Source organism: Guptibacillus hwajinpoensis (assembly GCF_001039475.1).
Classification (GTDB): domain Bacteria; phylum Bacillota; class Bacilli; order Bacillales; family Guptibacillaceae; genus Guptibacillus; species Guptibacillus hwajinpoensis.
In genome coordinates this window covers 1348105-1361188 of sequence record NZ_LELK01000004.1, presented here as the reverse complement: position 1 = coordinate 1361188, position 13084 = coordinate 1348105, and the positions used below count along the sequence as shown (strand labels likewise).

12 protein-coding genes are annotated in these 13084 nt (G+C 40.1%); 1 reads left to right on the top strand and 11 read right to left on the bottom strand.

The annotated features are described in order from the left end of the window. Positions 1-11: 11 nt before the first annotated feature. Genes hemB through hemA form a run of 5 tightly spaced genes read right to left on the bottom strand, consistent with a single transcriptional unit; the run spans position 12 to position 4925 of the window. Positions 12-989 carry a porphobilinogen synthase gene (gene hemB / locus AB986_RS16765; protein ID WP_048312555.1) on the bottom strand — a complete coding sequence of 326 codons (978 nt, stop codon included), beginning with the start codon at positions 987-989 and terminating at the stop codon, positions 12-14. A 5-nt stretch (positions 990-994) separates the two neighbouring features. Continuing rightward, a complete protein-coding gene (locus tag AB986_RS16760; RefSeq protein WP_048312552.1) occupies positions 995-1750 on the bottom strand; it encodes a uroporphyrinogen-III synthase in 756 nt (251 codons plus the stop codon). Continuing rightward, entirely contained in the window at positions 1747-2679 is a 933-nt protein-coding gene (hemC, locus tag AB986_RS16755) for a hydroxymethylbilane synthase (protein ID WP_048312550.1), read from the bottom strand. Before hemC ends, AB986_RS16760 begins: the two co-directional genes overlap by 4 nt. Before the next feature lie 27 nt (positions 2680-2706). Further along, complete coding sequence (gene ccsA / locus AB986_RS16750; RefSeq protein WP_048312547.1) at positions 2707-3534, bottom strand: cytochrome c biogenesis protein CcsA; 828 nt, start codon at positions 3532-3534, stop codon at positions 2707-2709. Between the two features lie 17 nt (positions 3535-3551). Continuing rightward, on the bottom strand, positions 3552-4925 hold the full coding sequence (gene hemA / locus AB986_RS16745; RefSeq protein WP_048312544.1) for a glutamyl-tRNA reductase: 1374 nt from the start codon (positions 4923-4925) through the stop codon (positions 3552-3554). A gap of 235 nt (positions 4926-5160) precedes the next feature. Here hemA and AB986_RS16740 point away from each other — a divergent pair, with 235 nt between their 5' ends. After that, on the top strand, positions 5161-5637 hold the full coding sequence (locus AB986_RS16740) for a LiaI-LiaF-like domain-containing protein (RefSeq protein WP_048312543.1): 477 nt from the start codon (positions 5161-5163) through the stop codon (positions 5635-5637). Between the two features lie 23 nt (positions 5638-5660). Here AB986_RS16740 and AB986_RS16735 read toward each other — a convergent pair whose 3' ends face one another. From AB986_RS16735 to lonB, 6 genes are all read right to left on the bottom strand, one after another. Further along, a complete protein-coding gene (locus AB986_RS16735) occupies positions 5661-6401 on the bottom strand; it encodes an amino acid ABC transporter ATP-binding protein (RefSeq protein WP_048312542.1) in 741 nt (246 codons plus the stop codon). Between the two features lie 21 nt (positions 6402-6422). Beyond that, the gene (locus tag AB986_RS16730; protein ID WP_048312540.1) at positions 6423-7082 is read right to left on the bottom strand and encodes an amino acid ABC transporter permease; all 660 of its coding nucleotides are present in this window, start codon (positions 7080-7082) and stop codon (positions 6423-6425) included. 73 nt (positions 7083-7155) lie between these two features. After that, complete coding sequence (locus tag AB986_RS16725; protein ID WP_048312536.1) at positions 7156-7968, bottom strand: transporter substrate-binding domain-containing protein; 813 nt, start codon at positions 7966-7968, stop codon at positions 7156-7158. Positions 7969-8258: 290 nt separating this feature from the next. Then, positions 8259-8840 carry a ribosome biogenesis GTP-binding protein YihA/YsxC gene (yihA, locus tag AB986_RS16720; RefSeq protein WP_048312533.1) on the bottom strand — a complete coding sequence of 194 codons (582 nt, stop codon included), beginning with the start codon at positions 8838-8840 and terminating at the stop codon, positions 8259-8261. After that, positions 8837-11158 carry an endopeptidase La gene (gene lon, locus AB986_RS16715; RefSeq protein ID WP_048312530.1) on the bottom strand — a complete coding sequence of 774 codons (2322 nt, stop codon included), beginning with the start codon at positions 11156-11158 and terminating at the stop codon, positions 8837-8839. Before lon ends, yihA begins: the two co-directional genes overlap by 4 nt. A 171-nt stretch (positions 11159-11329) precedes the next feature. Continuing rightward, complete coding sequence (gene lonB, locus AB986_RS16710; protein WP_048312527.1) at positions 11330-12991, bottom strand: ATP-dependent protease LonB; 1662 nt, start codon at positions 12989-12991, stop codon at positions 11330-11332. Positions 12992-13084: the final 93 nt, after the last annotated feature.

Here is a 13084-nt window from a genome sequence, read left to right as displayed (position 1 = left end):
TTCGAATTATGCTATTGATTAAGCATGCGAGCAGCATCTTTTGCAAAATACGTAATAATAAGATCTGCTCCTGCTCGTTTCATACTAGTAAGCTTTTCGAGTACAACTTCTTCCTCATTAAGCCAACCGTTTTGACTTGCTGCTTTTATCATTGCGTATTCCCCACTAACGTTATATGCAACCATTGGAAGTGGAAAACGGTCTTTCAGTTCACGGATGATATCAAGATAGGCTAGAGCAGGTTTCACCATTAAGAAGTCTGCACCTTCTTCAATGTCGCTTTCAGCTTCTCTAATCGCTTCAAGACGATTGGCAGGATCCATCTGATACGTTTTACGATCACCAAATTGTGGTGTACTATGAGCAGCATCACGGAATGGACCATAGAATGCTGAAGAGAATTTAACAGCGTAGCTCATGATTGGAACATCTACAAACCCTGCTTCATCAAGTCCCTTTCGTATAGCTGAAACAAATCCATCCATCATATTCGATGGAGCAATCATATCAGCACCAGCTTTGGCTTGAGAAACGGCCGTTTGTGTTAACAAATCTAGAGATTGGTCATTTTGCACATAACCGTCTTCAATGACACCACAATGACCATGGTCGGTATACTGACAGAGACATGTATCCGCAATAACGGTTAGATCAGGAAACTCTTCTTTAATTTGCTTAATAGCGCGCTGAACAATACCTGTATCACAGTATGCTTCCGAGCCTACTGCATCCTTGTGATCCGGTACGCCAAACATCATGATAGACTGAATTCCTAGATCAACAACTTCTCTTACTTCTTCATTTAAGCGATCAAGTGAATAATGATAAACACCTGGCATAGATGCGATTTCACGTTTCACATTGTCTTCCTCTACAGCAAAAATCGGATAGATTAAATCTTCTTTATGTAAATACGTCTCTCTAACGAGAGATCTCATTGAATCTGAGCGTCTTAAGCGACGATGACGGCGAAAGTTGCCTTTTTCCATTGTTGTTATCCTCCCAATTGTTGAAAGTACTGCTCGAGACTTTCGAGCATCCCTTCAATTGTATATTTTTCTGGTACGACATGGGGATGAAAACCATAGGACAGTAGCGTTTCTGCTGTGATGGGCCCTATTACTACTATTGTGATCCCTTTAAACCGATCTTTCAAATTCTTCGCTTCAAGAAGCTGCATAAAGTGATGAACCGTTGAAGAAGATGTGAACGTTATGACATCCAACGCCTGTTCATCAGCTACTTTTTCCAGCGCCGCTCCTGAACCTTGAGGAATCACCGTATTATAGATAGGTAAATCAGTTACGTCATACCCTAATTCACTTAACTGCTCAGGAAGTTCATCACGACCAAGATTCCCCCTAGGAAGTAGAATCTTCTCTCCTGTGAAAGTATATCTAGACATCGCCGCAACTAGTCCTTCTGCGATGAAGTCCTCTGGCAGAAGATCAATTTGAACACCATACTTCTCAAGCACCTTCGCTGTTTTCGTTCCTACTGCACCAACTTTACTGTTTTTTGGTAAGGTTGAGTGTTGAAAGAAGAATCTAACACCGTTCGCACTAGTAAAAAGAATCCAGTGGTACTTTTCTACTTCAATCGACTTTAGAATGTCATTCCGAGGTTCGAAAGAAATAAGAGGGATTTCAACAGAAAGCCCTCCACGTTCGTTAATTAATTTCGTGAAAGCCGCTGCCTGCTCCCGAGCTCTCGTGACTAATACACGCTTCCCTGAGAGCGGAGACATCATTGATCTAGATCTTCTTTCACACGATCGAGAATATCTTTAGCACCTTGTTCTTTCATTTTAAGCGCAAGCGTATGGCCAACCTCTATAGGATCATTCCCAGACTCCATCTCTTTAATAATAATGGAGCCATCCGGTTCACCTACTAGACCAGTTACAGTTACTGAATCGTCATCATGAAGAATCGCGTGTCCTGCAATTGGAACCTGACATCCTCCCTCAAGTGTGTGAAGAAATGATCGCTCTGCGAGAACCGTTTTTTTCGTAACGTCATCATTCAATTTGTCAAGGATGCCAAGCAATTCATCGTCACTCTCACGACATTCAATTGAAAGAGCACCCTGGCCAACAGCTGGTACACAAAGATCAGGATCTAGATATTCCGTTACAACCTCTTTAGACCATCCCATACGGTGAAGACCTGCAGCTGCTAACACGATTGCATCATAATCTTCATCTGTCAGTTTACGAATACGTGTGTCAATATTCCCGCGTATCCACTTAATCTCAACATCCGGACGAATCGCTTTCAGCTGAGCACCACGCCTTAGACTACTTGTTCCAATAATCGCACCCTCAGGAAGTTCTCTAAACGTTTTCTTAGATTCAGATATAATAACGTCTCTATAATCTTCACGTTCAGGAATACAACCAATTGTAAGACCTTCAGGAAGAACGGACGGCATATCCTTCATACTATGAACAGCCATGTCAATCTCACCTTTTAACATAGCATCTTCAATTTCTTTAACAAAAAGACCTTTTCCGCCTACCTTAGAAAGAGTAACGTCTAGTATCTGATCACCACGTGTAACAATTTCTTTTATTTCAAAATCAAACCCAGGGTTTAACTCCTTTAGTTTGCTGATAACCCATTTTGTTTGGGTGATAGCAAGTTTACTTCTTCTTGAACCAACAATGATTTTCCGCATGATTTTTCCTCCAACCTTTGGTGTTTCTTAGACATACCAGAAATGGAAGTCAGAGAACGTACCGGAGAAGAACACATTTACCAAGACAATTAGAAACGCGGCAATGTTCCACATAGCAAGTGACTTTCCTTCCATATCTCTGGCAACTTTTTGATATAAGTACGTGCTATACGCGATGAGCACGAAAAATGAAATAATAACTTTGGAATCCAGTAAGCTAAATTGATCAACTTTTAACAGAGCCCAAACAATTCCTAGAATTAGACTTAGTAGCAGAAGAGGAACACCTAGAACACTACATAAATACGATAGCTTTTCGAGCTGAGATAAATCGCCAAACCTTCTCAAACGCTTGCTCCACTTTTTACCTTTAAGCATTTGATAGACAATCAAATACATTACGGAGAAGATAAATGATAGCGAAAATGCCCCATAAGATAGAAACGCCATTGTAATATGAATGATCGAAAGCTCAGACATTAACTGTTCTGTCAGCAAACTAGAAGCCTGTTCTCTCGTTGCAAACAGGTTGATGGCCATAATACTGAAACCGAGTACATTTGCAAAGAAAACAAAAAAGTCGACTCTGAAAAACCAATTAATAAGTAGCGAGAGCGATACAATTACCCACGCATAAAAAAATAACCCTTCAAAAGGTGTTAAAATCGGGAATCCGCCAATCTCAATAATTTGCATAACTAGAAAGGCTGTTTGTAGCACCCAGACAATAGAAAGCAACCAGAAAGCAAACTGATTTGCTCTCCGGTTGTTTTGCAAGAAATCAATGAAATATCCCAATACACTAAGAGAATAAAGTAAAATTGTTATATCATAAAGCCAGCTGGCGTTCGTCACAACTCATGTCTCCTCTCCTAGGAGCGCAACTGCGATGCCTGTAATAAAGGGGAGTAGTTAACGGATTCATGCTGTCTTTTCTCTTCGTTCTCCTTCACTCGCTGCTTATGAAGTTCTCTTTCAATCTCTTCCTCAATCGCAAAGATTTTGGTGAAAATTTCAAGCGACTCTTCAGCATTTGGCTCTGCAGCCATTTCCTTTACTCGAACAATAGGATCACGTAGCAGCTGGTTCACTATGCTTTTCGTATGTTTGCTTAATACTTTGCGTTCTCGATCAGATAGATCCGGAAGCTTACGTTCGATGCTTTTCATCGTTTCAGCTTGAATTGATAAAGCTTTAGAGCGAAGAGCTGTAATCATAGGAACAACTCCAAGTGTATTAAGCCACTCTCTGAACTGAACAAGATCTTCCTCAATCATTAGCTCGATCTTCTCTGCCTCTTTCATACGCTCTGCAATGTTTGTTTCGACAATTCCCTCAAGATCATCAATATCGTACAAGAAAACCGAATCCATGTTGTTTAACGATGGATCTAAATCTCTTGGTACTGCGATATCCACCATAAATAATGGTCGACCTCTGCGCTTTTTGAGCAATGGTTTAACATTATCTTCTGTCAAAACGTAATTTGTAGACCCGGTTGAACTGATTAAAATATCCGCATCAAGAAGAGCAGTATTGACCTCATCCATCGAACGAGCCTGTCCATTAAACCGTGAAGCTAGTTCTGTTGCTTTTTCAAGCGTTCGGTTAACAACCGTTACTTGATCTACACCGTTACTTTGGAGATGTTTTGCTGTTAGCTCCCCCATTTTACCGGCGCCAAGAATCACAACGTGTTTGTTTTGAAGTCCACCAAAAATCTTCTTCGCTAGTTCAACAGCCGCATAACTCACTGAAACTGCATTCTCCCCAATTTCCGTTTCAGAATGAGAGCGCTTCGCAAGCGTTACCGCTTGTTTGAACAGCTGATTGAAAATTGTACCAGTTGTTTGCGACTCTTGTGCAAGTAAGAATGCATCTCGAACTTGTCCTAGTATTTGCGTTTCACCAATAACAAGTGAGTCGAGTCCTGAGGCTACACGGTAAAGATGTTCCGTTGCAGCATCATTTTCACGAATAACAAGATATGGTGAGAATTCTTCTTTTTCGATTCCAAACCACTCAGATAGAAAGGCCTTTGAATAATATCTCCCTGTATGAAGCTGATCTGCTACTACATATAACTCTGTACGGTTACATGTCGACAGAACAACAGCTTCTAGAATACTTTTAGAGTGACGCAACTTATCTAAAGCTTCAGGCAGATCGTTCTCCTGAAATGAAAGTTTCTCTCGTATTTCAACAGGGGCTGTTTTGTGGTTCAACCCTACGACCAGGATGTGCATCGTTCCACCCCCAAAAATTGTTAGCAATTCCTCTTTTATAACTATCGTCTACCTTTATTCTAACATGTGATAAAACTCACAGAGTCAATAAATGTGAACAGACTATGAAAGCAATTATGATATGATGAATAAAGTATTTTCTTTGTATATTATTAGTAGTCATACAACTATTAATGTACCAGAAAATCAATTGTATAGCAAAAAATGAGTTTTTTTGACATTAGGAGGATTTGAATTGAAACGTCAAAGTGTTTTTCCAGGAGTATTATTTATCGCGATTGGACTTTATTATCTTTTTCAAACACTCAGCTTACCTTATTCAGATCAGTTAATGAACTGGCAAGTGATTTTAATTGTTATTGGCGCAGCTATGATTATCCAGGGCTTCATTTCAAAAGAAGGGCCTATGTTATTCCCAGGTGTACTCCTTCTTGGACTTGGCCTTCACCTTTATTTTGTTAACAAACTAGCCATATGGCCACAAAGCTGGGGAATGTACACATTACTATTAAGTGCAGCCTACCTAGTGACATATTATAAAACCAAAAAGAGTGGACTTATTCCAGGGCTTATCTTGCTTGCTATATCTATTATCGAACTTCTCTATACAGGTCTTGAAACATGGCTTGCGACTACATTTTCTTTCGTTGGGAATTTCTGGCCTGTCGCTTTAATTGCAGTAGGTATTTATCTAGTAATGAAAAAAAAGTAAGGAGCAATTGCTCCTTACTTTTTCTATAGGATAGAACTTAAAAAGTCCTGTGTGCGCTGCTCCTTAGGCTCATTGAAGATATCATTCGGATGACCTTTCTCAACAATCCTACCATCGTGCATATAAACAACCCAGTCACCTACTTCTCGAGCAAATCCCATTTCATGCGTTACCACCACCATAGTCATTCCCTCTTTGGCTAATGACTTCATAGTCGAGAGCACTTCACCAACAAGTTCAGGATCTAGTGCTGATGTTGGCTCATCAAACAACATGATATCTGGCTTCATAGCTAGTGACCGAGCAATTGCTACACGCTGCTTCTGTCCTCCTGAGAGTTTATTAGGATAAACATCTGCTTTGTCAGCAAGCCCTACTTTGGCAAGTAGTTCTTTCCCTTCTTTCACAGCATCTGCACGTTTCAATTTCTTAACGGTAAGCGGTGCTTCAATAACATTATCCAATACTGATTTGTGAGGAAACAGATTGAAATGTTGAAACACCATTCCTACTCGCTGCCTTACTTTGTTAAGATCATTATTCTTAGGATCAATGGTCTCCCCTTCGATAATAACATTGCCGCTGTTTTTGATTTCAAGAAAGTTCATGCAGCGGAGTAACGTGCTCTTCCCAGAACCACTCGCTCCAATTAAAACAACAACATCACTTTCATTTACTTCAAGGTCAATATCTTTGAGAACATGAAGATCACCGAAGGATTTATTCAGTTTCTCTACTCGAATCATTTCTGCTTTTTCTCCCATACATAGCACCTCTCTTATCTCTTAATCACTAGCGGATAATCTTTTTTCAAGCAGGTTAACAAGTAGCGTAAAGATTAGAACAAGAACGAGATAATATACAGCGACAATGAGTAGGTACGTCATTTCATCAAACGTCCTTGCCCCCTGCGTTGTTGCCACGCTGAACAGCTCTGGGAGTGCGATGAATGCAGCTAGGGAAGAATCTTTTAGACCGATAATAAACTGGTTCCCAAGCGGTGGCAGTGCTCTTCGAAACGCCTGTGGCAAAATAATTCGTCTCATAGCAAGCGTATGACTCATTCCAAGAGAACGCCCTGCTTCCATTTGACCTTTATCAATCGATTGAATCGATCCTCGGAAAATCTCTGCTATATAAGCACCATTATGTAAGGCTAGTCCAATTGATGCTGCCCAGAATTTCGGAATATTAAATTCAGTTAATCCAAAATAGAAAATGAAAATTTGGACGATAAGAGGAGTCCCTCGAATAACCGCAATGTATATGTTCGCAATCCAGTTTAGTATCTTAGATTGTGAAATCTTAAATAAGGCAAAGAAGAGTCCAATAAAAACGGCAATTAGTACCGATACGAATGTAACTCGTATCGTTAGCCATAGTCCTTCAAAAAATACAGGATAGCTATTTAATAATGTCTCTATAAAATGACCAAAAGTTGGCAAGTGCAATCAGCTCCTTAGAGTTCTGTAGCATAGGTTAAAAAGGAATGTGCGCAAAAGCACACATTCCTTTTCCTTACTCGCTGTCAGGATTCTGGGTGATGTCTACTTTGATGTATTCCTCACTAAGTTCTTTAAGCGTTCCATCTTCCTTCAGTTCCTGCAACGCCTTATTTACAGCTTCAAGAAGGTTAGCATTTTCCTTCTTAATTGCAACGGCCTGTTCACTAGTACCAAGTTGCTCTACTTTTTCGATCTTAAATCCTTCTTCAATTGCTTGTTTACCAGTAATGTCATCTGTAATAACAGCATCGTGCTTTCCTTCGCTCAATGCACGAAGAGCAGTCTGATCACTGTCATAATTCGAAATTTTATCTGTATATTCCTGTGCTGATTTCTCGTAAGTGGAGCCTTTTGAAACAGCTACATCTTTATCAGAAAGATCTTCTACACTCGTAATGTCACTTCCAGGCTGTACATAGAGCACGGGGCCTGAATAATAGTAAGGTTCACTAAAGTTGACCGCTTCTTTACGCTCATCTGTAATCGTATGACTAGCTACGGCCGCATCATATCGTCCTGATTGAATAGCTGAAACCATACCACTAAATTTGAATTTCTCAACTGCTGGTTCAAGTCCTATTTTTTCTGCAATAGCTTTACCTACTGCAACGTCAAAACCGTCAAGATCACCGTTTTCATCAACGGTACTAAAAGGAGGAAACTCCCCTGACACAACATAACTGAATTTACCATCTTCTGTAAGCTCTAGACCATCAGATTCTTCAGATCCTTCAGACCCACTAGAAGACTCATTTCCACCACATGCAGTAAGAACAAGAACAAACGTTAACATTAATGCGGTAAGAAAACTCCATTTCTTTTTCATCTTCACATGTCCCCCTTAAACGACTTTTCTTTCATGCAGTTAAGATTATGTAAACTGCGATATTACTATAATACCAATATTTTGACATTTCGATCAATTCTTTATGACTTCTATTACACCCCCTATTTAAGCATTTACAGGCATGAGGCAGACTGAGCAAGCTTATCCTTCTGTTTACTAGCCTTTTATTCTATTCCCTTAAAAAGGGATTTAAAAACGTCATTTTTCTGAATAATCAAAACAAATCACAGTATAAAAAAAGACCAGCACTTGTGCCGGTCTAAAGGACTTTATAGGTAAGATTTAATAGCACTCCATACTTCCTCTTTGCCCTGTCCAGTGTGAGAGGAGAACGTTACGAGCTTATCGGTGGGTTCGATCTTAAGCGTTTGACTAACAACTTTAAGATGTTTACCCCATTTTCCTTTTGGTATCTTGTCAGATTTTGTTGCCACTACGATGACAGGAATTTCATAATGCTTTAACCAATCGTACATAACAACATCGTCGTTTGAAGGTGAGTGTCTTAAGTCAACGATTTGAATAACAGCTTTCAACTGATCTCGGTCAGTTAAATACGTTTCAATCATTTTGCCCCAGGATTCTCTTTCTTTCTTAGAAACCTTTGCGAAGCCATATCCTGGAACGTCGACAAAGTATAAAATCTCGTTGATCAAATAGAAATTGAGAGTTTGCGTTTTACCAGGCCTTTGAGAAGTTCTGGCAAGGTTCTTGCGATTAATCAGCGTGTTAATTAAAGATGATTTACCTACGTTCGATCTACCAGCTAGTCCGATTTCAGGTAGTCCATCTATAGGATATTGCTCCGGTTTAACTGCGCTGATAATAAAATCTGATTTTGTTACTTTCATTTATTCTCCCCCACAAGTGCGGTTTTTAACACTTCATCCAAATGTGAAACTGGAAGGAAGGTTAAATCTTTGCGTATGCTTTCTGGAATATCATCCAGATCTTTTTCATTTTCTTTCGGCATTATAATTGTCGTCAATCCAGCACGATGAGCACTTAATGACTTTTCTTTCAGTCCACCAATTGGAAGGACCCGTCCACGAAGAGTGATTTCACCTGTCATTCCGACATCTCTTCGAACAGCCTTACCAGTTAATGCGGATACTAGAGCTGTTGCAATGGTAATACCTGCAGAAGGACCATCTTTAGGTGTAGCCCCTTCAGGCACATGAATGTGAATATCGTTCGTTTCATGGAAACTTGGATCAATTGAAAGTTCTTCTGACTTTGATCGAATATAACTAAAAGCAGCCTGAGCAGATTCTTTCATGACGTCTCCGAGCTTACCTGTTAAGATCAATTTCCCTTTTCCAGGTGATAAGGAGACTTCAATTGCGAGCGTATCTCCACCTGCTGTTGTATAAGCAAGACCCGTAGCCGTTCCAATTTGATCTTCTTTCTCTGCTTCACCATAGCGGAACTTCGGATGTCCTAGTAATTCTTCTAGCATAGACTCTGTTACAATAACACGTTTTTTCTTTCCTGATACAATTAATTTAGTTGCTTTTCGACAAACAGTGGCGATTTGCCGCTCTAAATTACGAACGCCAGCTTCTCTTGTATAGTGTCTCACAAGTTTATAGAGGCTTTCATCTCTCATTTGGAGATTGCCTTTACTTAAACCATGCTCTTCCAGTTGTCTTGGCATTAGATAGTTCTTCGCAATATTCACTTTCTCTATTTCCGTATAACCAGCAATGCGAATAACTTCCATTCGATCAAGAAGCGGCTCAGGAATTGTTCCAAGACTGTTGGCTGTAGTTACAAACATAACTTTCGATAGATCATAGGGTTCTTCGATGTAATGATCGCTAAACGTATTGTTTTGCTGTGGATCAAGTACTTCAAGCATGGCCGAAGATGGATCGCCTCTGAAATCGTTGGACATTTTATCGATTTCATCTAGTAGAAATACAGGGTTAACCGTTCCTGCTTTTTTCATTCCACGAATGATTCGACCAGGCATAGCACCTACATATGTTCGTCTATGACCGCGGATTTCAGCCTCATCACGCACACCACCTAGTGATATACGGACAAATTCACGTCCAATAGAGCGAGCTACTGATCGTGCAAGTGACGTTTTCCCTACTCCTGGTGGTCCTACAAGACATAGAATTGGTCCCTTAAGCGATTTCGTTAGCTGTTGCACAGCAAGGTATTCAAGAACACGTTCTTTTACATTCTCAAGACCGTAATGATCTTCATTTAATATTTTTTCCGCATGATTGATATCAAGGTTGTCTTCAGTTTCTTTCGACCAAGGAATTTGAATCAACCAATCGATGTAGTTCCGGATTACGGAACTCTCAGCAGAGCTTTGTGGAATCTTCTCATATCGATCAAGCTCTTTATAAGCCATTTCTTGGACATTCAGAGGCATATCTGCTTCTTCAATCTTCTCTTTCAAAGATGAAATTTCACCAGTTTTACCTTCTTTTTCTCCTAGCTCTTTCTGAATCGCCTTCATTTGTTCACGAAGATAATATTCTTTCTGGGTTTTTTCCATAGAACGCTTTACTCTTTGTCCAATCTTCTTCTCAAGATCAATAACGTCTTTCTCATTTTGAAGAATTTCGATGAGCTTATTTAACCGTTCTTCTGAATTATACGTTTCAAGAATTTCTTGCTTCTGACGTATCTTCAATGAAAGATGTGATGCGATAATATCTGCCAACCGTCCTGGTTGCTCAATATCACTTACAGAAGCAAAGGTTTCAGCCGTTACCTTCTTAGAAACTTTAATGTATTGTTCAAATAAATCTAGAACCGTTCGCATTAATGCTTCTTCTTCAACGCTCCGCTCATCGCTCTCATCAACCTGCTCGATTTCTACTTCATAGAATTCCTCTGTATCTTTAAACTCAACGATTTTGCCACGGTGAAGACCTTCAACAAGTACTCTAATTGTACCATTTGGTAGCTTAAGCATTTGCTTAACGGTTGCAAGTGTACCGATTTCGTAAATATCTTCTACTTCTGGTGTCTCCGTTTCTACTTCTTTTTGTGTAGAGAGGAAGATTTGTTGATCTTCCATCATAACCTTCTCCAGTGCTTGAACAGATTTATCTCGTCCAACATCAAGATGAAGAACCATGGATGGATATACTAGCAATCCTCGTAATGGTAGTAATGGCAATGTTTTATGTTCATTTTTCAATCATGGCACCTCCAGACAACAAACTATAAAAACCTTATTTTAACTCGCAGAAATCCTGAGCTTAACTAGTTAATAAGTTGTACTTCATTGTATCCTAACTATCTTCCACTTGTCTAATCTTCCCTGTCCAAACTCGCAAAAAACTTTGCTTCATAAAGAAAATCCCGCCCTTTAACTACCAGGCTGGGATTTTCCCATCACTATAGATGGATATTCCTGCTGTTTTCCAAGAAGAAATGCTGCATCAAATACCTCAGATAAATGCTTAACGGGTACAACCTTAATCCCTTTAATTATTTTAAGCATCTCTTCGTTATTCTCTTCTGGAATTAATGCAAGTTCTGCACCGGCATCACGAGCAGCTGTTACCTTTGCAAACACACCACCTACTGGTTTAACGAAGCCGTGGATGCTGACCTCACCAGTCATAGCTATCTTGTTACTAACAGGGCTTCCTTTAATAGCAGAATAAATACCTGTTGCAATTGCAACGCCTGCTGAAGGACCATCGACCGGAACACCACCTGGGAAGTTGATATGTAGATGATAAGAGTCAGCTGGAATACCCATCGCCTTTAGAACGGTCATCACATTTTCTACCGAGGATTTTGCTAGGCTTTTTCTTCGAATTGACTTTGATTGATTACCAATACTTTCTTCCTCCACAATACCAGTAATCGTAACAGTTCCTTCCTTATCGGCCTTAACTGCTGTTACTTCAATTTCAAGTAAGGCTCCTGTATTCGGTCCATAAACAGCTAAGCCATTTACGAGACCTGTACTTGGGTGAAGTGGAATTTTCCTTTCAGGTCTAGGCGATAGCCTGCTCGCATGAATGACCCATTCCATATCAGCTGCAGTAATGCTTCCCCTACTCTCCGTGATTGCAAGACCTGCGGCAATTTGCATCAAATTTACAGCTTCCCGCCCATTTCTTGCATATCGGCTAACTCGCTCAATACCTTCCTCATCTAACGTAAGATTAAGCTTTTTAGCAGCTCTCGTTGCAATCTTAGCAATTTCGCCCTGACTTAGCTCCCTGAAGTAAACTTCCATGCATCTAGAACGAATGGCAGGAGGTATATCATCAGGTGTCCTTGTTGTAGCTCCGATCATTCTGAAATCGGCAGGTAATCCATTTTGGAATATATCATGAATATGTGTTGGAATATTCGAGTTCTCTTCATTGTAATAAGCACTTTCTAGATAAACCTTTCGATCTTCGAGCACCTTTAGAAGCTTGTTCATTTGAATTGGGTGAAGCTCTCCAATTTCATCAATAAAAAGAATTCCTCCATGGGCATTTGTTACAGCACCTTGTTTCGGTTGAGGAATACCAGCTTGCCCCATAGCACCTGCACCTTGATAAATGGGATCATGAACAGACCCAATGAGTGGATCTGCAATTCCTCTTTCATCAAATCTCGCAGTCGTAGCGTCCAATTCAACGAAGACGGCTGCTTGTTTAAAAGGCGTTCCGCGATTACGCTTTGCTTCTTCAAGTACAAGCCTAGCTGCAGCCGTTTTCCCGACCCCAGGTGGACCATAAATAATGACATGTTGAGGATTTGGTCCGCAAATAGCCGCTCGTAGAGTACGGATCCCCTCTTCTTGACCCACGATTTCCGAGAAACCAGTAGGTCTAATGCGCTCTGAAAGTGGCTCACTTAGGGAAATACTCCGCAGTCGTCTTAAGTGCTCCATTTCTTTTCGGGATTCTTTATCTATAGAAACTTTCTGGGTTCGCTGATTACGAAGCAAGTTCCAGAAATACAATCCTATGACAATTCCAAAAAACAACTGTATCGCTAACGCAATGCCTGTCCAATTCATACTCGTACCTCCTGGAGATTTATCAATAGCCTTAGTATCTCCTGAGGTATGGTTCCATAAACCGGAAATTCATAATTGAATCCAACAAAAGAA

Excerpts from the sequence above, each read along its gene's own strand:
- hemB (WP_048312555.1), bottom strand. The coding sequence starts at position 989 with ATGGAAAAAGGCAACTTTCGCCGTCATCGTCGCTTAAGACGCTCAGAT.
- AB986_RS16760 (WP_048312552.1), bottom strand. The coding sequence starts at position 1,750 with ATGATGTCTCCGCTCTCAGGGAAGCGTGTATTAGTCACGAGAGCTCGG.
- hemA (WP_048312544.1), bottom strand. The coding sequence starts at position 4,925 with ATGCACATCCTGGTCGTAGGGTTGAACCACAAAACAGCCCCTGTTGAA.
- hemC (WP_048312550.1), bottom strand. The coding sequence starts at position 2,679 with ATGCGGAAAATCATTGTTGGTTCAAGAAGAAGTAAACTTGCTATCACC.
- AB986_RS16735 (WP_048312542.1), bottom strand. The coding sequence starts at position 6,401 with ATGGGAGAAAAAGCAGAAATGATTCGAGTAGAGAAACTGAATAAATCC.
- AB986_RS16725 (WP_048312536.1), bottom strand. The coding sequence starts at position 7,968 with ATGAAAAAGAAATGGAGTTTTCTTACCGCATTAATGTTAACGTTTGTT.
- yihA (WP_048312533.1), bottom strand. The coding sequence starts at position 8,840 with ATGAAAGTAACAAAATCAGATTTTATTATCAGCGCAGTTAAACCGGAG.
- lonB (WP_048312527.1), bottom strand. The coding sequence starts at position 12,991 with ATGAATTGGACAGGCATTGCGTTAGCGATACAGTTGTTTTTTGGAATT.